Consider the following 21572-nt stretch of genomic DNA (forward strand, 5'->3'; position numbering starts at 1 on the left):
CGGGCCCTCACCGGCGGTCCTGTTCGGCGCGGGCGCCCCGTGTCAGGCGCGGACCAGCTCCCTGTCCTCGTCGTCCTCGGCCGAGTCACCGGCGGCGGTGTCGTGCGTCCGCAGCCCCTCGCCCTCGACGTCGACGTTCGGCAGTGCTCGGTCGAGCCACTTCGGCAGCCACCAGGCCCTGTCGCCCAGGAGGGCGAGGACGGCCGGGACGATGGCCATGCGGACGACGAACGCGTCGAAGAAGACGGCGATGGCGAGGCCGAAGCCGATCATCTTGATCATCGACTCGCCGGAGCCGATGAAGCCGGCGAAGACGGCCATCATGATCGCCGCGGCGGCCGCGACCACCCGCGCGCTGTACCGGAAGCCGGTCACCACGGCCTGGTGCGCGTTCTCGCCGTGCACGTACGCCTCACGCATGCGGGTCACGAGGAACACCTCGTAGTCCATCGCGAGACCGAAGACCACGCCCACCAGGAAGATCGGCATCATCGACATGATCGGGCCGGTCTCCTCGACCCCGATCAGCCCCGCCAGCCAGCCCCACTGGAAGACCGCGACCACGGCGCCGAGCGCGGCCAGCACGCTGAGCAGGAAGCCGAGGGCCGCCTTCAGCGGGACCAGGATCGACCGGAAGATCACGATCAGCAGGAGGAAGGCGAGGCCCACCACCAGCGCCAGATACGGCAGCAGCGCGTCGGTGAGCTTCTGCGAGAAGTCGATGTTCATCGCGGTGGCACCGGTGACCAGCACCTTCGCGTCCGTGTCCGCGCTCACGCCGACGCCCGCGTCACGGATGGAGTGCACCAGGTCCTCGGTCTGCGTCGAGGACGGCTTGGACTTCGGGATCACCGTGATCATCGCGGTGTCGCCGGCCTTGTTGAACGTCGCGGGGGTCACCGTCACGACGTCGCCGAGGCCCTTGATCTCGTCGGTCACCGCGGTGGCGGCCCGCTGCGGGGACGCGCTGTCCTTGGCGTCGACGACGACCATCAGAGGGCCGTTGAAGCCGGGTCCGAAGCCGTCGGAGAGCAGGTCGTACGCCCGGCGCTGCGTGGTGGACGTGGGCTGCGAACCGTCGTCGGGCAGGCCCAGCTCCAGCCGGGTTGCGGGGACCGCTACCGCTCCGAGGCCGACCACGGCGAGCAGCAGCACGGCCACCGGACGACGGACGACGAAGCTCGCCCAGCGGGTGCCCAGACCGGGCTTCCCACCGGACGTCGCGCCGGACTCCGCACCAGGCTTCGCCCCGGACTCCGCACCAGGCTTCACACCGGGCTTCGCCGCGACGGAACTCCCGGCGGCCTCCGCGGTGGAGATCCCGGCGGAGCCCGTGGTGGAGTTCTTCGTCCTGCCGCGTCCCAGCAGCCCGCCCTTCTCACCGGCAGGCCGGACCTTGCGGCCCGCGTAGCCGAGCAGCGCCGGGACCATGGTGAGGGCGATGAGGACCGCGACGACGACCGTGCCCGCCGCCGCGAGACCCATCTTGGTCAGCATCGGGACGTTGACGACCGCGAGACCGGCCAGCGCGATCACGACCGTGAGCCCCGCGAAGACCACCGCCGAGCCGGCGGTGCCGACCGCCCGGCCGACCGCCTCCTCGCGGCCCCTGCCCTCGGCCAGCTCGGACCGGTAGCGGGAGACGATGAACAGCGCGTAGTCGATTCCGACCGCGAGACCGATCATCAGGGCGAGCGTGGAGGTGGTGTCGCCCAGGTCGAGCGCACTGGCGAGGGCGGTGATGGTGGAGACTCCGATGCCGACGCCGATGATCGCCGTCAGCAGCGGCAGTCCGGCCGCGACCAGCGAGCCCAGGGTGATGACCAGCACGACCGCGGCGAGGGCGAGGCCGATGATCTCACCGGCGACCGCCGTCTCGGGCTCGGGCTGCAGGGCGTCACCGCCCATCTCGACCGTGAGCCCGGCGGCCTGCGCCTTGTGCGCGGTGGTCTCCAGGGCCTCCTTGGAGGAGTCCTTCAGCTCCATGGCCGGGACCTCGTAGGTCACCGAGGCATAGGCGACCGTCCCGTCCGCGCTGACCGCGCGGGTGGTGAACGGGTCGCTGACGGAGACGACTTCGGAGCCGTCGCCCAGTTCCGCGACGGTCTTCTCGACGGCCGCCTTGTTGGCGGCGTCGGTCATCTTCTCGCCCGCGGGCGCCTTGAAGACGACCCGGGCGGTGGCGCCGTCGGCGCTCATGCCGGGATAGCGCTGCTCCAGCAGGTCGAAGGCCTTCTGGGCCTCGGTGCCCGGGATGGAGAAGGAGGAGGAGCCGGCAGCGGGCGCGGAGGCGGCGCCGACGCCCGCGAGCGTCAGCAGCGCCACCCAGATCAGGACGGTGACATGCCGTCGCCGGAAGGCGAACCGGCCGAGTCTGTAGAGGAAAGTGGCCACGGGGCGGAACTCCCGTTCAGGTCGTGGATGTGCAGGAGGGCAGGACGGATCGGCCCGTGCCGCGGGGAGGGAGGAAGGCAGGGCGGGGCAAGGCAGGGGCGATCGGCCCGACGACATGAGCGGGTGCGTCAGGTGGGGCTCAGCCGCGCGTCACACGGCCTCGCGCAGGTGTGTCAGTCGGTCGGCACACCGAGGGCGGGGAGGACCACGGCGTCGATGTACGAAGCGATGAAGGTCTGGGTCGGAGGCAGCTCGTCGATCATGCCCCGCGCGACGAAGGCACCGACGAACATGTGCAGCACGTAGTCGACTGCCGGGTTGTCCTCGCGGATCTCCCCCCGGTCGACGGCACGCTGCAGCATGCGGCGGAACTCCAGCAGTTCGGGCTCGATGATCAGCTCGCGGAACGCCTTCAGGAGGTCGGGATTCCCGTGGACCGCCATGGACAGCCCCCGCATGAGCGCGGAGTTCTGTTCCAAGGCGCAGTCGTCCTGGCTCATGATCAGCGCGTGCATGTCACCCCGCAGAGACCCGGTGTCGACGGAGTCGACGTCCGGATGGGGCTTGTTGGCCCGCATAGCCTTCGCCACCAGCTCGGCCTTGCCGCCCCACTGGCGGTAGAGGGTGGCCTTGCTGGACCGGGTGCGGGCGGCCACGGCGTCCATGGTGAGAGCGTCGTAGCCGACCTCCCGGAGCAGGTCGAGGACGGCCGCGTACAGCTCGGCCTCGCGCTCGGGCGTGATCCGACTGCGGCGCACCGTCGCGGTCTCAGTCATCCCACTCCCCTTGCTCCGGCTTCACGTTCGGGACGACAAGGCTACCGGCCGTACCACCGCGGCACGGGCCGAACACCCCGCTTCCGAACGAAACGGTTTCGTACGCTTAAGACGATACCCCGACCCGCGAAGAAAACGAAACCGTTTCGTTCATGCGCTGGGTCACGACGGTGAGGCCGCCGGAGTCACGGCAGGTGAAGTCGCCCGACACGACGGTGAAGTCGCCGGGGCCACGGCGGTGAAGTCCCCGGAGTCACGGCGGGTGAAGTTGCCGGGGCCTCCCCCGCGGAAAAGCATGGGGAGGTGAGCGACACCCATGAGCAAGGGCCAGGCCGCAAGCGCACCCATGAGCAGGGGCCAGGCCGCAAGCGCACCCATGAGCAGGGGACGGGCCGGAAGCCGGAACAGCGGGCGGGCCCGGACGCCGGCTACCTCCGCCACCCCCACCTCAGCGGCGACCGCCTCTGCTTCGTGGCGGAGGACGACCTGTGGCTGGCCCCCCTCGACGGCTCGGACCGCGCCTGGCGGCTGACCGCCGACCGTACGAAGGTCGCCTGCCCCCGTTTCTCGCCCGACGGCCGCCACATCGCGTACACGAGCTGGCGGAGCATCACCCCGGAGATCCATCTGGCCCCCGTGGACGGAGGCGCCCCCGCCCGCCGGCTCACCCACTGGGGCAGTCCCGACACCGAGGTCCGCGGCTGGACGCCCCCGAACCGGCAGGGCCGCTCGGACATCCTGGCCGTCGCCTCCCACGGTGAGCCCTTCTCGTACTTCACCTGGGCCTACAAGGTCCGCACCGACGGCGACCCCGGCCGCAAACTGCCCTGGGGCCCGGTCTCCGACATCCAGTCCGCCGAGATCGACGGCGAGCGCCGCACCCTGCTGCTCACCGGAACGCCCCCGCACGAACCGGCCTCCTGGAAGCGTTACCGCGGCGGCGCCACCGGCCGCCTCTGGCTGCACGGCGAACGACTGCTGGCCGGCCTCGAAGGGCACCTGCACTCTCCCGTGTTCGTCGGCGGCCGGATCGCCTTCCTCTCCGACCACGAGGGCGTCGGCAACCTCTACTCCTGCGCGTACGACGGCTCCGACCTGCGCCGCCACACCGACCACGACGCCTTCTACGCCCGGCACGCGTCGAGCGACGGCACCCGGGTGGTGTACCAGTGCGCGGGCGACCTGTGGATCGTCGACGACCTCTCCCCCGACGCCCGCCCCCGACGCCTGGACGTGACGCTCGGCGGGGCGCTGACCGGGCGGCGGCCGTACCAGGTGCCGGCCGCGCAGCACGTGGACAGCCTCTCCGTCGACGAGACGGGCCGGGCGAGCGCGGTCGTCGTACGCGGCAGCCTCTACTGGCTGACCCACCGCGACGGCCCCGCCCGGACCATCGCCGACACCCCCGGCGTACGCGTCCGGCTGCCCGAGATGCTCGGCTCCGGCGGCCAGGTGGCGTACGTGACGGACGCGGACGGCGAGGACGCGATCGAGATCGCCTACCTCCCCCGGGCCACCGGCGACCGTGAGCCCCGCCGCCTCGCCTCCGGTGGCCTGGGCCGCGTCCTGGAGCTGGTGGCGGACCCGCGCGGTGAGCGTCTCGCCATCGCCGCGCACGACGGCCGGGTCCTCCTCCTGGACGCGACGGAGGAGTCGAACGGCGAGGTCACCGAACTCATCGCCTCCCTCAACGGCCCCGTCCGCGACCTCTCCTTCTCCCCGGACGGCGCCTGGCTGACCTGGTCCCACCCGGGCATCGGCCGCTCGCTGCGCCAGATCAAGATGGCCCGGATCAAGGACCGGCTCGTCGTCGACGTGACGAGCGGCCGCTTCGAGGACGAGAACCCGGTGTTCACGCGCGACGGCCGCTACCTCGCCTTCCTGTCCTGGCGCGGCTTCGACCCCGTGTACGACGTCCACACCGGCGACCTGTCCTTCCCGCTCGGCTGCCGCCCCTACCTGCTCCCGCTCTCCTCCGCCACACCGTCCCCCTTCGCCCTGAACCCCGACGGCCGCCCGGTCGCCGGAGGCATGGACCCGACCGAGGACGAGGACACCGACGGGACGGTCACCGTCGAGACGGAGGGCCTGGAGAACCGGGTCACCCCCTTCCCCGTCACCGCCTCCAAGTACTCGGCGCTGCACCCGGTCTCCGGTGGCGGCCTCGTCTGGCTGCGCTGGCCGATCTCGGGCGCCCTGGGCGAGACCTTCGCCAACCCGGACGACATGACGGGCCGCCCGACCCTCGAACACTTCGACATCAGCCGGGCGAAGAAGTCCGAACTCGTCGAGCACCTCGACTGGTTCGCGGTCAGCGGCAACGGCTCACGGCTGGTCGTCGTGGACGAGGGCGACCTGCGGGCCGTCCCCGCCACCGAGTCCGGCGACGGCGACTCGACCGTCTGGATCGACCTCAGGCGCGTCCTGCACGAGGTCGACCCGGCGGCCGAGTGGCGCCAGTCGTACGCGGAGGCCGGCCGCCTGATCCGCGCCTACTTCTGGGACCCCGGGATGAGCGGCATCGACTGGGACGCGATCCTCGACCAGTACCGCCCCCTGGTCGAACGGGTCGCCTCCCCCGACGAGTTCGCGGACCTGCTGCGGGAACTGCTCGGCGAACTCGGCACCTCCCACGCCTACGTCTCCGCCGCCCGCCGCAACGAGGGCCCGCCCCACTACCAGCGCCGCCAGGGCCTCCTCGGCGCCAACCTCGTGCGCCGGGACGACGACTGGACGGTCCGCCGCATCCTCCCCGGCGACTCCTCCGACTCCAAGGCCCGCTCCCCGCTGGCCGGCACCGGCATCAGGGAAGGGGCCGTGCTGACCCACGTCGACGGCCGCCCGGTGGACCCGACGACCGGCCCGTACCCTCTGCTGGCGGGTGCGGGCGGCACCACCGTCGAACTGACCTTCACCCCGGCCGCGGGCGAGGGCCGCTCCCGCCGCGTCGCCGTGGTCCCCCTGATCGACGAACGCCCCCTGCGCTACCAGGACTGGGTGGCCAAACGCCGCGAGGTGGTACGGGAGTTGAGCGGCGGCCACTGCGGCTATCTGCACATCCCGGACATGGGCGGATCGGGCTGGGCCCAGTTCAACCGCGACCTGCGCATGGAGGTCTCCCGGCCCGCCCTGATCGTCGACGTGCGCGGCAACGCGGGCGGCCACATCAGCGAGCTGGTGGTGGAGAAACTGTCCCGCACGATCCTCGGCTGGGACCTGACCCGGGACGCCCAGCCGGTGTCGTACGCGTCGAGCGCCCCGCGCGGCCCGGTGGTGGCGCTGACCGACGAGGCGACCTCGTCCGACGGCGACATGATCGCGGCGGCCTTCAAACTCCTCGCGCTCGGCCCCGTCGTCGGCCAGCGCACCTGGGGCGGCGTCGTCGGCATGACCGGCCGCCACCAGCTCGGTGACGGCTCGGTCATCACCGTCCCCATGAACGCCGCCTGGTTCGACGCGTACGGCTGGACCATCGAGAACCGGGGCGTCACCCCGGACCTGGAGACCCTGCGCACCCCCCTGGACTGGGCCGAGGGCCGCAACACCCAACTGGAGGCGGCGGTGACCCTGGCCCTGGATCTCCTCAAGACCCATCCCCCGGCGAACCCGCCGGACCACACCGCCGTCCCCGACAGGACCCGCCCCGAACTGCCGGGACGCCCCTGAGGGTTGCCGTGAGGGTTCGGGCAGTCCGGAGGGTTCTGGCTCGGGAGCGCCGGAGCGTTCTCGCTCGGGCCCTGCGGAGGGGTTCTCGCTCCGGCCGACCGAAGGGTTCTCGCTCCGGCCGCCCGAAGGGTTCTCGCTCCGGCCGACCGAAGGGTTCTCGCTCCGGCAGGCCCTCGCGGGACGCACGACGACGCAGGGCGCCCTCCCGGAAGGAGGGCGCCCCACGTTCAGCGTGACCGAGGCAGGTCCGGCATTACACGTCCTGCCGGAACCGGTCCTCGTCGTCCCGCATCAGCCGCTCGGACTCCTCGTCCCGCCGCTGCGCGCCACGCTCCGGCTGCCCGTGCTCACGCTGCGGGCGGCGCTCGCGCTGCGGCTGCCCGTGCTCACGACCGGGCTCGCGCCCGTGCTGCTCACGCTCACGCTCACCAGGCCGCTGAGCCCGCTGCCGCTCCTCCGGCGACTGCCCGGCCTTCCGCTTCAGCTGCTCAGCCTTGTCCTGGAACTGGTCCTTCATGCCCATGTGGATTCACTCCCGTTGTGGGTGAGGGGATCGGGCCTCGACCAGACAAACACGGGCGGACATACAACGCATTTCGATCAGTGACGTACGGTGACGCACCGCTATCGGGGGTCCTGTGCCCCGACCCCCCGCGTCCGCTCGTCCGCGGCCCCACCGGCCCCCACCAGCCCCTTGGCCACCCCGCGCAGCCGCGGCTCCATCCGCCGCACCTCGCGCGGCGCGAACGTCCCGATGAGACCCGGGAGATACCCGCGCACGCCCTGCATCCCCCGCAGCCACCACTGCCCGTACACATGGCTGGACCGCCGCTCGATCCCGGCGACCAGCCGGTCCACCGCCGGCCCCAGCGGATACGTCTTCCCGGCCGGCCACGGCAGCCGCTCCCGCAACTCCCGCAGCGCCTCGTCCTTGTCGGCGCCCCGCACCATGTCCGTGTCGGTCCAGGACAGATACCCCACCCCGACGCCCACGCCCTGATGCGCGACCTCGGCCCGCAGACAGTGCGCGTACGCCTCCACGCCCGACTTGGACGCGCAGTACGCCGTCATCATCGGCGCCGGGGTGATCGCGGCGAGCGAGGCGATCTGCAGCAGATAACCCCGGCTCTCGATCAGCGCCGGCAGGAACGCCCGCCCGGTGACGGCCGAGCCGACGAGGTTGACCTCGATGACCCGCCGCCAGGACTCCGGGTCGGAGTCGACGAAGGGCCCGCTGTTGGCGACGCCCGCGTTGGCGACGACGATGTCGACCCGCCCGAACCGCTCCTTGACCTCCTCGGCGACCCGCGCCATGGCCTCGTGGTCGGTGACGTCGGCGTGCCAGTACCCGGTCTCGCCGTACAGCCGCTCCGACACCCGCTTCAGCTCGTCCGGTTCGAGGCCGACGAGGGCCACCTTCACCCCCCGCACCGAGAGCTTGCGCGCGAGGAGTTCCCCGACGCCCCGCGCGGCCCCGGTGACGACCGCGACCCGACCCTCCAGGGTGCTGCCGTTGCTCATGCGCCCGCCTCCTCCAACTCGTCCCGCCCCGCACGTACATACAGCGCGGCCAGCCCGCGTATCCGGGCGGTGACCGCTTCCGGCGCCTCCACCGGCGCCATGTGTCCGACCCCGGTCAGCTCGCTCACGCCCACGCAGTCGGGCAGCGCGGCGGCCAGCGCCCGCGCGTGCACGGGCGGGGTCATCCGGTCCGCCGTGCCCACGACGACGGCCGTCGGCACCGTCAACTCCCGTACCCCGTGGTCGAGGTCGAGCGTGGCGAGGACGTGGGACCAGGCGTGCCGCACCCTGGCCGGGCACGCGTGCACGATCCGCGCGCACGCCTCGACCATCACCGGCGACGCGCCGGGGCCCATGGTCGCGTACTTGAGGATCCGCCGGGCGACCGGCGTGACCGGCCCGAGCGGGGCCCGCGTACCGAGGACCTTCCGTGTGAGCCAGGTGCGTACGCGGCCCGGCCGCATCGGCACGACCAGCGACTCGTCGACCAGCCGCGAACTGCCCGTGCTGCACAGCAGGACCGCCGCCGCGTGCTCCCGCAGGCCCGGCCGACCGGCGGCCGCCATCAGCGTCATCCCGCCCATGGAGTGACCCGCCAGCACCGCCTTCTCGCCCGGCGCGAGCGTCGCCGCGAGCACCGCCTCCAGATCGTCGGCGAGGGCGTCCGCGCCGCACGCGGCGGAGGCGGTGCTGCGGCCGTGGCCCCGCTGGTCGTAGACGACGACCCGGTGGTCGGCGGCGAGTTCCCGCACCTGCGCCGCCCAGTAGGCCGTCGAGCAGGTCCAGCCGTGCACGAGCACCACCGCGGGCGCGTCCTGCGGACCGTGCGTCTCGACGTGCAGCCGCGTTCCGTCGGCGGACACGGCCGTCAACTCCCGGACGGCGACGGGCGGCGCGTAGGGCCCGTGCTTCACATGGGTCAGTCGGGTCACGCTCCGGCCTCCACCTTCGACGTGCCGCCCGTCGCGGGCGTCTCCTCGTTCTCCGTACCCGGCCGGGCGGCCCGCAGCACCGTGTACTCGCTCAGGTCGACGCGCCGGGTCGCGCTCCGGAACTCGCTGGTCGTGCCCGGCCAGACGGTCGTGTTGCGGCCGTCGGCGTCGAGGTACCAGCTGGTGCAGCCGCCCGTGTTCCAGACCGTGCGCTCCATGCGCTTCTGGAGCCGTCGGTTCCAGGCCGCCACGGCGGCGGGCCGGGCGTCCAGGGCGACCCGGCCGCCCAGCACGTCCAACTGCCGTACGAAGTCGGCCATGTAGTTCAGCTGGGACTCGATCATCAGGATCATGCTGGAGTTCCCGAGGCCCGTGTTGGGCCCGATGATCGTCATCCAGTTGGGGAACCCGGCGGCCGACGCCCCGCGCAGGGCCTGCATCCCGCCGTCCGCCCACGCCCCGGCGAGGGTCCGGCCGTCCGCGCCCACGACCCGGTCGGCGATCGGCATGTCGGTGACGTGGAACCCGGTGCCGAAGACGATCGCGTCGACCTCGGCGGCGGACCCGTCGGCGGCGACGAGCGTGGAGCCGTCGACCTTGGCCAGCCCGGACGCGATGACGTCGACGTTGGGCCGGGTGAGCGCCGGGTAGTAGGTGTTGGACAGCAGGATGCGCTTGCAGCCGATGCGGTAGTCGGGGGTGAGCCGGGCGCGCAGCTCCGGGTCGCGCACCGCGCGGGCCAGGTTCCGCTTCGCCACCCGCTCCACCAGGCCCAGCGCCTTGGGGCGCTTGGTGAATGCCTGCACCTGGAGCTCCCGGACGCCCCACAGCACTCCGCGCCGCGCCTGTGCGGTGAAGGGCAGCTGCCGGTGCAGCCACTGCTCGACGCCGCCGATGCTCCGGTCGACCCGCGGCATCACCCACGGCGGGGTCCGCTGGAAGAGGGTCAGCCGGCCGACCTCGGGTGCGATCGCCGGCACGATCTGGGCCGCGGAGGCGCCCGTGCCGATCATCGCGACCCGCTTGCCGCGCAGGTCGTAGCCGTGGTCCCAGCGGGCGGAGTGGAAGACCTTGCCGGGGAAGGAGCCGAGGCCCGGCAGCTCGGCCTCGGTGGGGATCCTCGGATCGGAGAGCGGTCCGGTGGCGGAGACGACGAGGTCGGCGGAGAGCCGCCCGCCGCTGGTCTCGATGTCCCAGCACAGCCGCTCCGCGTCCCAGGCCGTCCTCAGCACCTCGGAGTCGAAGCGGATGTGGGGGCGCAGCCCGAAGACGTCCGTCACGTGCTCCAGATAGGCCCGGATGTGCTCCTGCCCGGAGAAGGCGCGCGGCCAGGCGTGGTTCGGCGCGAAGGAGAACGAGTACAGGTGGGACGGCACGTCACAGGCGCACCCCGGGTAGTCGTTGTCCCGCCAGGTGCCGCCCACGGAGCCGGCCCGTTCCAGGACGACGAAGTCGGTGATCCCCTCGCGCCGCAGCCGCACGGCCGCGCCGAGCCCGCCGAACCCGGACCCGACCACCGCCACCCGCACATGCGGCACCCGCTCCCGCCCGCCCTGTCCCTGCCCGGCCATCCGGTACCTCCACGCCTCATCGCGTGCGCACGCCGCGTTCGCACCCCATGTCCGCGCCAGTAATCACTGGCGCAGTGGGAGCGTAGGGCAGGACCGTACCGATGGGTAGGGGTTCGGCACTCTGGAGTTACCGGGGGTACGACATAGGCTGCGCGGGTGGCAGAAGACGGCGAGCGACACGAGTACCGCATGGAGGAGCTGGCCAGGAAGGCCGGCATCACCGTACGCACCCTGCGCTTCTACCGGGAGCGCAGACTGATCCCGCCGCCCCGCCGCGAGGGCCGTATCGCCTGGTACGACGACACGCACCTGGCCCGGCTGCGCACCATCTCGGCACTGCTGGAGCGCGGCCACACGCTCAGCGGCATAGCCGAGCTGGCCGAGGCGTTCGACCAGGGCCGCGACGTGGGCGAACTACTGGGCCTCGGGGACCCCACCGAGGAGGTCCCGGTCCGCCTCACCCCCGAGGAACTCGCCGACCACTTCGGCGACCAGGCGACCCCGGAGAACCTCGCCACCGCCCTGGACCTCGGCTATCTCGCCACCGACGGCGGCGAGATCGTGCACATCAGCCGCCGCCTCCTGGACGTCACGGCCGCCCTGGTCCGCGAGGGCGTTCCGCTGGCCGACGTCCTCACCGTCGGCCGCCGTGTACGCGAACACGCCGAGGCCCTCGCCGGCCTCTTCACCGACCTCATCCGCACCCAGCCCGACCACACCCCCGAAGACCTCCACCGCCTCCGCCCATTGGCGAAGAGCGCGTTGGAGGCGGAACTGTCACTGGCGCTGGACAGACGACTGAGAGAGTCGACAAATAAATAAATTCGGAATACTCTCCACGCGCGCCACATTCACCCGAACGAGTGAGCAGAATCGATTCGACGCATCATCGAATCGGCTAACCTAGGCCAAACATCGTTCGGACGTTCCGATTTCGGATACTTTTTCGATCAGGAGAGAAGTGCGCACGCTCGCCGTCTGTTTCGCCACCGCCGCCATTTTCGTCATGAACATGACCTCGGCGCACGCCGAGTGCATTTGGTAGGCCCACCGGCTCTCACGAGCCGGTAGCACCCCAGTCGTCGAACAGGCGGTGCAGCTCAGCCGCCTCCCCGTCCGCCCCGAGCCTTCGATACATCGCCAGCGCGCGTTCCGCGTGGGCTCGGGCGGACCGAATGTCGCGCATACGGAGACCCACCCGGGAAATACCGGCCAGCGCCCGCGCCGAACACAGGGAATACCCGTGCTCGTGCGCAATAGAAAGCGCGTTCCGGTATGTCTCCAGCGAGATACTCCACCGCCTCTCCCGGTAATGCGTGTCGGCAATTCCGAGCAGGGCCCGCTGCCGCTCGTACGCATTGTCGATACGCCGGGCGACCTCCTCCGCCGCGCCGAAGTGCGTCAGGGCTTCCGCCGTACGGCCGGTACTCGCACATGTCTCGCCCAGGGAGATCAGGGTGTTGACCTCACCGATGGCGTCCCCACCCGCCCGGTGACTGGCCAGAGCCCGCTGGAAACAGGAGAGCGCCCACTGCGACTGGCCGGTGGCGGCGTACACGGCCCCGAGGTTGGTGTCGAGAATCGCGAGTTCCTTCTTTCCGCCGATCTCGCGCATCAGCGCCAGAGCGTGCTCGTAGTGGTGGCGGGCCTCCTCGTGGAGCCCCAGAGCGAGCCGGATGTCTCCCAGGTTGTTCCATGCGACGGCCTCACCATGACGATCCCGCAGCTCCCGGTTGATGCCCAGCATCGTCCGGAAGCACTGCGTCGCCTCGGTGTACTCGGCCCGGTGCACCCTGGCCGTGCCCTGCACATTGAGGGTCGCGGCGATTCCGTGCCGGTCGTCGACAGCGCGGTAGAGCACCAGGCACCGGTCCAGTTCCCGCAGACACGCCTCACCGCGGCCCGCCCCGAGATGGGCCCGGCCGATCTCCAGCGACGCGTCGGCCCGGCCGCGGGTGTCGCCGAGTCTCCTGTACAGGGTCAGCGCCTCGGTCGCGGCGGCGAGAGCCTCGCCGTGGTTCTCCCGGGCGAGGACGCTCGCCCGCTCCACCAGTGTCCGGGCCAGGGCCGACCGGTCTCCGCCCGCGCGCAGCGCGGTCAGTGCGGCGGACTGCAGTTCGGCGGTGATGTCGTGCGTGCCCCAGCGCTGGAGGGAGTGGGCGAGGACGTGCGGGAACAGAGCGGCGAACTCCGGGAACTCCGCCGCGGCCGTGCGGGCCACCGCCAGCAGGTTGCCTCGTTCCACCGTCAGCCACACCGATGCCTCGTCGGCGGCGGATTCGGCGTGCGGAGCCGTCGTGAAGCCGGGGCTGATCGGCGCGACCAGCTCCGCCGGGACGTGGCGTCTGCGTCGACGCGGGTGGGCCAGCCGGTCCGCCCGGTCGGCAGCCGTGAGGTAGTAGGACGACAACCGCCGCAGGGCCGCCCGGCGCTCGGTCGGCGGATCCTCCCGGCGGCCGAGCCGGCCGCCGAAGGCACGTGCAAGATCGTGCAGTTGATAGCGGTCCCGGACCGGCTCGTCGAGCAGGTGACGGTCCAGCAGGGACTCGGCCGCACGGCGAACCGCTCCGGGGTCGACATCGCCGGAGAGCGCCATCGCCGCCTCCAGGGTGATGTCGGGGCCCGGATGCAGGGCCAGCCCTCGGAAGAGTCTGCGCGCCGAGGGGTCCAGGTCGGCGCAGGACATCTCCAGGGCGGCGGCGACCCGCTCGTCGAACTCCTCCAGCCGGTCGGTGGCGCCGTCCAGGCGGTCCGCGACGTACTCCAGATCCCAGGTGTCCCGGTGCCGGAACCGGCTCGCGTGCAGCTGCAGGGTGAGCGGGTGGCGGCCGCACAGCTCCACGACGCGACGCAGGGCCGCCGTGTCCGAGACCCGGGCCGCCCCCGCGATCCGGGCGAAGAGCGCCGCGGCCTCGGACACCGGGAGCACGTCCAGCAACAGCGAGGTGGCGCCGTCCAGTTCGGTGAGCCGGTTACGGCTGGCCACGATCGCGCGGCAGTCCGGGGAACCGGGCAGCAGCGGGCGGATCTGCTCGGCGTCGCGGACGTTGTCGAGCACCACCAGCACCCGGTGCCGGGCCGTCCACTCGCGCCAGCGCGCGGACCGCTCGTCCAGGGTGACGGGCAGCGGATCGGGGACCCCGACGGTGTGCAGCAGGAACGCCAGGGCGTCCGCCGGATCGTGGGGCGGCTGGTCGCTGTAGGCGCGCAGGTCCACGTAGAACTGGCCGTCCGGGTAGCGTCCGCGCATCCGGTGCGCGGCATGCACGATCAGCGCGGACTTGCCGACACCGGGCATGCCGTGCACCACGGTGACCGGGAGCGCCGTCCCGGTGTCGCCGGGTCCCCGGTCGGCGAGCAGGATGCCGATCTCACTCGCGCGGCCGGTGAAGTCCCTGGTGTCGCGCGGCAGACTGCTCCCCGGTTGTCTGCCCCCCGGCTCCGTCGCCCACGGGCCACCGCCCTGGCCGGCTCCCGGTGCGACGGCCGCCGGGTGCAGCTCCCGCAGGGTGGGGTCCTGTCCGAGGATGCGGAGCTGCAGTTCCTGCAGTTCCGTGCCGGGGTCGATGCCGAGTTCCTCGTTCAGCCGGGCGCGCGTCGTGCGGTACAGGGCCAGCGCCTCCCCGTCCCGGCCGGACCGGTACAGGGCCAGCATCAGGGCAGTGACGGCCTGTTGGGCCAGCGGGTCGAGGGAGACCAGCTCGCGGAGTTCACCCAGCAGATCCGCGTGGCGGCCCAGCTCCAGCTCCAGTCGGATGCGCTCCTCCCGGACCCGCCGGTGATCCTCCGTCAGCCGCGCCCGGGCCGATGCGGCCCAGTCGCCCGTGAACTCCGCGAACGGCTCCCCCCGCCACAACGACGCGGCGGTGTGCAGCAGCCCGACCGCGTACTCCCGGTCCCCGCGTCCGGCGGCCGCGCGGGCCTCGCCGCGAAGCCGCTGCAGCCGTACGAAGTCCACGTCGTCCGCGTGCCGGACGCGCAGCCGGTAGCGGCGCGGGGACGAGCGCTCCAGCAGTGCCAGGTCACCGACGGCTCGCCGGAGCCGGTTGCGCAGCCGGGAGAGGTAGGTGTGCAGCGTCTCCACGGCGGTCACGGGTACCTCGTCGTCGTCCCAGACCCGTTCGACGAGCGTATCGACAGCGACGGGATCGCCCTGGGCGTAGAGCAGGACCGCGAGCACCCGTCGTTCCTTGAGCGAGCCGAGCGGGTACTGCCGTCCCTCGTGCCACAGTTCGAGCGGCCCGAGCGCAAGAAGGTGCACCACTTCCCCCAGGTGGTTCGCTTCGTCCAGGCGTCTTCCGCGGTCGTGCTTTCCTCGCACCGGCGGTCTCCGCACGGGCGGCTGGTGGATCGCACATCTGTCCACCTCGCGTCTCACTGTCGCCACCCCGCCGAAAGGAACAGAGGTGCAAGACAGGGCGCACAGGCGCGCGCAGGGGCGCACAGGGCCGGGTGCGGATTCGCAGGCGAAAGGTGCAAGTTTTCTGCAAGCCCGCCGTCCAGCCTCCCGGGCAGACCTCCCTGTGTGGCCGTGCACCAACCGGATACGGCCACGACTCAACTCGCTTTATCCACGGGGGAGTTCAGATGAGTCTGCTGATGCCGGACGCCGACCGGCGCCCTGCCGTGCCCTTGCGTCTGGATGTCGAGCGCTGGGCGACCTTCCGCATCCGCAAGCGCGTGCTCGCGGTGGTGCACACCGTCACCTCCGCCCGTCGGCTGCTCGACGCGGTACGGCTGCTGGAGGGGGACCCACGGGTACAGGTCATGTTCACGGTGGCCGGTGACGTCTTCAACCACGGCGTGGACGAGTTCCTGGAAACCACCAGGGCTCTCGTCGTGCCCTGGGGCCAGGCGGTGCACACCCGCTTCGACCTCGCGCTGGCCGCGAGCTACGGGAGTCTGCACGAACTGAACGTCCCGGTGATCGTGCTCCCGCACGGCGCCTCGTACAACAGGAGGGTTTCCCTCCCCCAGGACCGCCGCGTCCGGCTGCCCGCCGTGCGCGAGGTGTACGGACTCGGCCGGCAGTGGCTGATCCGTGACGGGGTGGTGGTGCCGGCGGCGATCGTCCTGGCTCATGAGGACGACCGGACCCGTCTCGGCCGGGAGTGCCCCGAGGCGCTGCCGGTGGTCGAGGTGGTGGGAGACCCCTGCTACGACCGCGTCGCCGCGAGCCTGCCCGCGCGGGACCTGTACCGCCGCGCACTCGGCGCGGCACCCTGGCAGGAACTCGTCCTCGTCTGCTCGACCTGGGGCCCCGACTCTCTGCTCGGACGCCACTGGAGCCTGCTGGAACAGCTTGCCGCCCAGCTGCCCCGGGAGGAGTTCCGCATCGTCGTGATGCTGCACTCCAACGTCTGGAACGCCCACAGCGAGTGGCACATCCGCAGCGCCTTCGCCGGGCTGAGCCGCTGCGGCATCGGGCTGGTCAGCCAGGACGCGGAATGGAGCGGTGCCGTCGTCGCGGCCGACTACATCGTGGGAGACCACGGCTCCGTGTCGCTCTACGGGACGATGACGGGCGCCCGGCTGCTGAGTTCCGGCTCGCCGGACACGGACCTCGATCCCTCGTCGCCGATGGCCGAGCTGCGCGCGCTGGCGCCGTGGCTGGACACGGACCGGCCGCTGCTGCGCCAGCTGCGGCAGAGTTCCGTCGCCTACCGCCCGGGCCGGTACGCGCGTGTCGCGGCCCGGATCACCTCCGAACCGGGCCGTTTCGCCCGGAGGATGCGCGCCCTCCTCTATCGGAAGCTGCGTCTGCGCGCCCCGGTCGCCCGCCTCGCCCCGGAGGCGGCGGCGCCTCCGATCCTGGTGCGATACGGCGCGTCCGACGGTGCCGGGTCGTGAACACGGCCGGGAAACGGGCGCCGAGCCCGTGCGCGCCATGGGGCCGCCACGTTCGTGTCACTCGTACCGGTCCGCACCGGGCACTCCGGGTCATCCGCCGCCGTCGGCGCCGGCCTGAGCGCCTGTCCCTGTCCCTGTCCCTGTTCCTGCCCCTGCTTCTGCTTCCGTCCCTGCCTCCGTCCCTGTCCCTGCCTCCGTCCCGAACCCTTTCCCTGTCCCTGTCCCTGTCCCTGTCCCGGTCCCGGCGCCGCCCTGAGTCCCGGTGCCGGCCAGCAGGCGCAGTCGCTCGTGCAGTTCGTCCGCCTGTCCCGGCTGGTTCGCCGCGACGGCCAGCGCGAGCGCCCGCTCGTAGCGGTCCCGGGCGAGAGAACGCTGCCCCCGGCCCTCGGCCACCACACCCAGCGCGTGCAGCGCCCGGGCCGTCTCGGAATCGGCCCCCACGGCGCCGAGATCGGCGATCGCTCCGGAGAGCAACCGTTCCGCCTCGTCGTGCTCGCCCAGCGAGAGGGCGGACCGGCCGAGCAAGGTGGCGGCGCGAGCGGCGTTGTAGGGGTCGTCCGCGGCCAGCAGCACGGCCCGTGCCGCGGCGGCCCCTTCGGCTGCCCGCCGCGGACGGCCGAGGGCGAGGTCGATGTCGGCCGCGTTGAGCCGGGCGAGTCCGCCCGCGCGCGCGTCCCCGCAGCGGGGGAGTTCGAGGGCCGCGCGGGCGAACAGCTCGGCGGCCTCGCCCAGTTGCCCCAGGCGCTGGTGGGCCAGACCCCGGTAGTTCAGGGTGCGGGCGTGGCCGAGCGGGTCCCCCAGGGAGGCGAAGAGCCCGGACGCCTCCTCGAACATCGCCAGCGCCCGCCCGTACCCGCCACGCCCGAGTTCGCCCTGCCCCCCGGAGGTGAGCATCCGGCACACGGCCTGGCTGTCGCCCACCTCGTGGGCCGCCGCCAGCCCCTCCTCGTACGCGGTGAGCCACTCGTCGTAGTGCTTGCGCCGGACGAACAGCGGGCCCAGGGCATCGGCGAGCTGCCAGCAGGTTTCCGGCGTGCCCGCCTCCCTGGCGCGCCGGAGCACCGCCATCACCTGGGGCAGTTCACGCTCCAGCCAGTCCAGTGCGGCCCTTGGTCCGGGCCTCAGGCCGGCCTCGACCACCGGCCCGGGGCCGTAGGAGCGCTCCCGCAGAGGGTGATACGGCTCGACCGTCCTCTCCGCCCGGGTCGCGGTCGCCAGATAGTGGTCCGCGACCCGGCGGAACGCGGCCGCCCGCTCCGTCTCGGACTCGTCCCGCGCGGCCTTCTCCATCGCGTGCAGCCGGACGAGGTCGTGGAAGCGGTAGCGGTCCTCGCCGGCGTCGATCAGCAGGTTGGCGTCGTACAGGTGCTCCAACGCGTGCTCCGCGCCGCGGTCCTGGGGAGCGATGCCGCCGTCGGGCGGCCCGGAGGTGTCGCGGTCCTCCGGTCCACCGGCGGCGGGCCCGCACGCCAGCAGCGCCGCCGCGACCGTGCTCTCGAACTCCCTCCCGGGGTGCACACCGAGCAGGCGGTAGAGCCGGGCCGCCGCCTCGGGCAGCCCTCGGTACGACAGGTCCAGTGCGGCTCGCACGCCGTGGTCGCCCTCGATCGCGAGGGCGTCCAGTCTCCCCTGCTCGGCGGCGAGAGCCCGCACCATCGTGTCGATCCGCCTGCCCGGCCGGGCGGCGAGCCGCGCGCCCGCGACGCGCACGGCGAGCGGCAGCCCGGCGCACAGACCCACCAGGGCTCGGGCGTCGTCGGCCTGGGTGGCCACGCGGTCGTCGGCGAGGGTCGCCGCGAGAAGTTCCACCGCGGCTTGCGGGGCGAGGGGTTCCAGGTGCAGCTGGTAGCAGCCTTCGAGCGTCAGGCCCGACATCCGCCGCCGGCTGGTCACGAGGGTGACGTTGCGTCCGCCCGGCAGCAGCGGCCGTACCTGGGCAGCCGTGGCCGCGTCGTCGAGCAGGACCACGAGCGCGCGCTCGGCGGTCAAGGAGCGGTACAGCGCGGCCCGTTCCTCCGGGCCGTGGGGTACCTGTCGCGGCGGCACCCCCAGTGCGCGCAGGAATCCGCTCAGCACCTCGGCGGGGTCGGCGGGCCCCGACGGCGACTGGGCGGCCAGGTCCGCATAGAGCTGACCGTCCGGGAAGTCCGGACGCAGCCCGTGCAGCCAGGACAGGGTGAGGGTGGTCTTTCCCACCCCTCCGAGGCCGCTGACGGCGGCGAGGACGGGGTGCCCTCGGCGGGAGGCCGAGGCGCGATGCCGGTCCAGACGCTCGACCTCGGCCGCACGGGCCGTGAGCGGGACGACGGGCGGAAGCTGCCACGGCACCGCGGCGCGCGGCCGCGACGCGGCCCTGTCGCCGGTGCGGATCCGTACGTCGCCGTACACGACGGCGGCCTGAACGCTGGGACCGCACACGATGCCGCCGAGTTCGTTGTGACTCTCTGGCCCCTGCCCCCGCACGACCACCCCTCCGACCGGTGCGCACCGTCTTCTGCGAAGGAGTATGTCCACGCCACCATCGAACAACCGGCGCGAAGCGGTACACAGGGCCGAAGAAGCGTGGCGCGGGTCACCGGCCGGCGGTGCCTCAGAGGTCGTAGACCGCCGTCACCGGCGCGTGGTCCGACCACCGCTCGGCGTGGGTCGCGGCCCGCTCCACGAACCCCTTGACCGCCTTGGCGGCGAGCCCGGCCGTGGCCACCTGATAATCGATCCTCCATCCCGAATCGTTGTCGAAAGCCCGCCCCCGGTACGACCACCAGGTGTACGGCCCCTCCACGTCGGGGTGCAGGGCGCGCAGGACGTCGACGTACGCTCCGTCGCCCTCGTCGAAGACCTGTCCGAGCCAGGCCCGCTCCTCCGGCAGGAACCCGGAGTTCTTCTGGTTCGCCCGCCAGTTCTTGAGGTCGGCCTGCTGGTGGGCGATGTTCCAGTCGCCGCAGACCACGACCTCGCGCCCGTCGGCGGCGGCCCGCTCCCGCAGGTCCTTGAGATAGGGCAGGAACTCGCCCATGAACCGGACCTTCTCGTCCTGCCGTTCGGTCCCGACCTCGCCGGAGGGAAGGTAGAGGCTGGCCACGGTGACGCCGGGCAGGTCGGCCTCGACGTACCGACCGCTCCCGTCGAACTCGGCCGACCCGAAGCCGATCCGGACCCGGTCGGGCTCGCGCCGGCTGTAGAGCGAGACACCCGCGCGCCCCTTGGCGGCGGCCGGGGCGTGCACGACGTGCCACCCCTCGGGCTGCCGTACCCCCTCGGGGAGTTGCTCCGGCTCGGCCCGCACCTCCTGGAGGCACACCACGTCCGCCGAGGTCCCGGCGAGCCACTCCACGAAGCCCTTCTTCGCGGCGGCCCGCAGCCCGTTCACGTTCACAGAGGTCACAGTCAGCACGCGGGCACGATACCCGTACCGTGGACGGAGTCCGGATTCGATGAAGATCGCACCGACCGACCGCGAACCGGGGCGTCACCGGGGCGCGTCCGCGCCCCACACCACCGAAGGAGAGTCATGCATAGATGTACGATGCAAGGCATGATTATCCGCCCGGTGCCTTACGACCACCCCGACGCCGTCAAGCTGAACGACGAGGTCCAGGCCGAATACAGCGTCCGCTACGGCGACGACGGCGACGCCACCCACATGGACCCGGCGCACTTCCTGCCGCCGCGGGGCCTGTACCTGATCGCCTACGACGCGCACGGCAGACCCCTGGCCACGGGCGGCTGGCGCAGCCAGGACGCCAACGACGAGGGCAACCGGGACGGCGACGCCGAGATCAAGCGGATGTACGTCACCCCCGAGGCACGGGGGCTGGGCCTCGCCCGCCGCATACTCACCGCGCTGGAGTCCGACGCCCGCGCCGCCGGCCGCGCCCGCATGGTCCTCGAAACCGGCACCAAGCAGCCCGAGGCCGTCTCGCTCTACACCTCCAGCGGCTACGAGCCCTGCGCGAAGTTCGGCTACTACCGCTTCCACGAACTGAGCCTGTGCTTCGCGAAGGACCTGCACAGCTGACCCCGGGGCCGTAAATCCCGGTGACCGTCGCGGTGTCGGCCCCTACCGTGAGCCCGTGAAGAAGAACACCCGTCTGCGCCGTCTCGTCGTGGGCGACACCACGTGGCACTGGACCGTCCGGCAGCGCTCCCGCGTGGCCCACGACCACTGCCACCTCAAGCTGTCCCTCTACCCGCAGGGCGCGCGGCGCCGCCGCCTGGTCCTGATCTTCAGCCCGTCAGAGCACCGCGTCGTCTCGAACTGCTACTTCGACTCCGGCGCCCTGGTCCGTCTCCCGGACCACGCCTACCTCAACCTCCACGAGCCCGGCACGGTCCGCCGCCTCCTGGACGCCGCCGCCGTGAACCTGGACCTCGCCCCGTCCGCCCTGGAGGTCGCGGTGGACGGCTGGCCGTACTTCGACGCGATCGCGGAACCGGCACCGAGCGCCGCCGCCGACCGTCGTGACACGGACGCCGATGTCGACACCGACACTGCGGCCGAGGCTGACGGAACATCGTCCTGACAACACGTCAGAGCCTCCAGTGGTGATCACCACTGGAGGCTCTGAACTGCGTGGACCTGTGGGGATTTGAACCCCAGACCCCCTCGATGCGAACTACGGGCGGGACGGTCGTTGAGGTCATCCGGCCAGGCCACGCGGCCATCAGCGGTTCGAGACGGCTTCCTGTGGTCTGCACGGTTGCTGTACTTCCGTGCTGTACAGCACCAGCTCGAAGGTTTGGCCTCATCCTTATCAGGTCGATCATGCCCGGCCTACGACGTCGACCAACCGGCTATGTGCTTTGGTCAATCGTCCCCTGAGGTCCGGCGCCGACCGTCGCTGTTCGCCCTTGTTGGTGTC

14 protein-coding genes are annotated in these 21572 nt (G+C 72.1%); 5 read left to right on the forward strand and 9 right to left on the reverse strand.

Annotated features, from left to right (window positions below; all coding sequences use genetic code 11):
• Positions 1 to 42: 42 nt before the first annotated feature.
• Positions 43 to 2394 carry an MMPL family transporter gene (locus ACZ6BB_RS24870; RefSeq protein ID WP_471617378.1) on the reverse strand — a complete coding sequence of 784 codons (2352 nt, stop codon included), beginning with the start codon at positions 2392 to 2394 and terminating at the stop codon, positions 43 to 45.
• A gap of 173 nt (positions 2395 to 2567) precedes the next feature.
• Complete coding sequence (locus ACZ6BB_RS24875) at positions 2568 to 3170, reverse strand: TetR/AcrR family transcriptional regulator (protein WP_471617379.1); 603 nt, start codon at positions 3168 to 3170, stop codon at positions 2568 to 2570.
• Between the two features lie 303 nt (positions 3171 to 3473).
• Between ACZ6BB_RS24875 and ACZ6BB_RS24880 the strand changes: the two genes are divergently transcribed.
• On the forward strand, positions 3474 to 6836 hold the full coding sequence (locus ACZ6BB_RS24880) for a S41 family peptidase (protein ID WP_471617380.1): 3363 nt from the start codon (positions 3474 to 3476) through the stop codon (positions 6834 to 6836).
• A gap of 253 nt (positions 6837 to 7089) precedes the next feature.
• Here ACZ6BB_RS24880 and ACZ6BB_RS24885 read toward each other — a convergent pair whose 3' ends face one another.
• From ACZ6BB_RS24885 to ACZ6BB_RS24900, 4 genes are all read right to left on the reverse strand, one after another.
• A complete protein-coding gene (locus ACZ6BB_RS24885) occupies positions 7090 to 7353 on the reverse strand; it encodes a hypothetical protein (protein WP_471617381.1) in 264 nt (87 codons plus the stop codon).
• A gap of 107 nt (positions 7354 to 7460) precedes the next feature.
• Complete coding sequence (locus tag ACZ6BB_RS24890; protein WP_471617382.1) at positions 7461 to 8357, reverse strand: SDR family oxidoreductase; 897 nt, start codon at positions 8355 to 8357, stop codon at positions 7461 to 7463.
• Positions 8354 to 9289, reverse strand: coding sequence for an alpha/beta fold hydrolase (locus tag ACZ6BB_RS24895; RefSeq protein WP_471617383.1), 936 nt, complete (start codon positions 9287 to 9289; stop codon positions 8354 to 8356). Before ACZ6BB_RS24895 ends, ACZ6BB_RS24890 begins: the two co-directional genes overlap by 4 nt.
• Positions 9286 to 10860 carry a flavin-containing monooxygenase gene (locus tag ACZ6BB_RS24900; protein WP_471617384.1) on the reverse strand — a complete coding sequence of 525 codons (1575 nt, stop codon included), beginning with the start codon at positions 10858 to 10860 and terminating at the stop codon, positions 9286 to 9288. The genes ACZ6BB_RS24895 and ACZ6BB_RS24900 overlap by 4 nt, the downstream gene beginning before the upstream one ends.
• A gap of 189 nt (positions 10861 to 11049) precedes the next feature.
• Between ACZ6BB_RS24900 and ACZ6BB_RS24905 the strand changes: the two genes are divergently transcribed.
• Positions 11050 to 11682: a MerR family transcriptional regulator gene (locus tag ACZ6BB_RS24905; RefSeq protein WP_471617621.1), complete on the forward strand. Its 633-nt coding sequence runs from the start codon at positions 11050 to 11052 to the stop codon at positions 11680 to 11682.
• Positions 11683 to 11917: 235 nt separating this feature from the next.
• Here the strand turns inward: ACZ6BB_RS24905 and ACZ6BB_RS24910 are convergent, their stop codons facing one another.
• Positions 11918 to 15124: an AfsR/SARP family transcriptional regulator gene (locus ACZ6BB_RS24910; protein WP_471617385.1), complete on the reverse strand. Its 3207-nt coding sequence runs from the start codon at positions 15122 to 15124 to the stop codon at positions 11918 to 11920.
• Between the two features lie 323 nt (positions 15125 to 15447).
• On the opposite strand from ACZ6BB_RS24910, the gene ACZ6BB_RS24915 reads away from it, so the two are divergent.
• On the forward strand, positions 15448 to 16710 hold the full coding sequence (locus tag ACZ6BB_RS24915) for a hypothetical protein (protein WP_471617386.1): 1263 nt from the start codon (positions 15448 to 15450) through the stop codon (positions 16708 to 16710).
• A 90-nt stretch (positions 16711 to 16800) separates the two neighbouring features.
• Here the strand turns inward: ACZ6BB_RS24915 and ACZ6BB_RS24920 are convergent, their stop codons facing one another.
• Positions 16801 to 19173 carry an ATP-binding protein gene (locus ACZ6BB_RS24920; RefSeq protein ID WP_471617387.1) on the reverse strand — a complete coding sequence of 791 codons (2373 nt, stop codon included), beginning with the start codon at positions 19171 to 19173 and terminating at the stop codon, positions 16801 to 16803.
• Between the two features lie 127 nt (positions 19174 to 19300).
• A complete protein-coding gene (locus tag ACZ6BB_RS24925) occupies positions 19301 to 20104 on the reverse strand; it encodes an exodeoxyribonuclease III (protein ID WP_471617388.1) in 804 nt (267 codons plus the stop codon).
• Between the two features lie 141 nt (positions 20105 to 20245).
• Between ACZ6BB_RS24925 and ACZ6BB_RS24930 the strand changes: the two genes are divergently transcribed.
• Positions 20246 to 20728 carry a GNAT family N-acetyltransferase gene (locus ACZ6BB_RS24930; RefSeq protein ID WP_471617389.1) on the forward strand — a complete coding sequence of 161 codons (483 nt, stop codon included), beginning with the start codon at positions 20246 to 20248 and terminating at the stop codon, positions 20726 to 20728.
• A gap of 55 nt (positions 20729 to 20783) precedes the next feature.
• Complete coding sequence (locus ACZ6BB_RS24935) at positions 20784 to 21233, forward strand: hypothetical protein (RefSeq protein ID WP_471617390.1); 450 nt, start codon at positions 20784 to 20786, stop codon at positions 21231 to 21233.
• Positions 21234 to 21572 lie beyond the last annotated feature (339 nt).

The sequence above is a fragment of the Streptomyces sp. NPDC041108 genome, from assembly GCF_055592645.1.

Coding starts and splice junctions, on each gene's coding strand:
- ACZ6BB_RS24890 (WP_471617382.1), bottom strand. CDS start 8,357: ATGAGCAACGGCAGCACCCTGGAGGGTCGGGTCGCGGTCGTCACCGGG.
- ACZ6BB_RS24900 (WP_471617384.1), bottom strand. CDS start 10,860: ATGGCCGGGCAGGGACAGGGCGGGCGGGAGCGGGTGCCGCATGTGCGG.
- ACZ6BB_RS24875 (WP_471617379.1), bottom strand. CDS start 3,170: ATGACTGAGACCGCGACGGTGCGCCGCAGTCGGATCACGCCCGAGCGC.
- ACZ6BB_RS24905 (WP_471617621.1), top strand. CDS start 11,050: ATGGAGGAGCTGGCCAGGAAGGCCGGCATCACCGTACGCACCCTGCGC.
- ACZ6BB_RS24915 (WP_471617386.1), top strand. CDS start 15,448: ATGAGTCTGCTGATGCCGGACGCCGACCGGCGCCCTGCCGTGCCCTTG.
- ACZ6BB_RS24930 (WP_471617389.1), top strand. CDS start 20,246: ATGATTATCCGCCCGGTGCCTTACGACCACCCCGACGCCGTCAAGCTG.
- ACZ6BB_RS24885 (WP_471617381.1), bottom strand. CDS start 7,353: ATGAAGGACCAGTTCCAGGACAAGGCTGAGCAGCTGAAGCGGAAGGCC.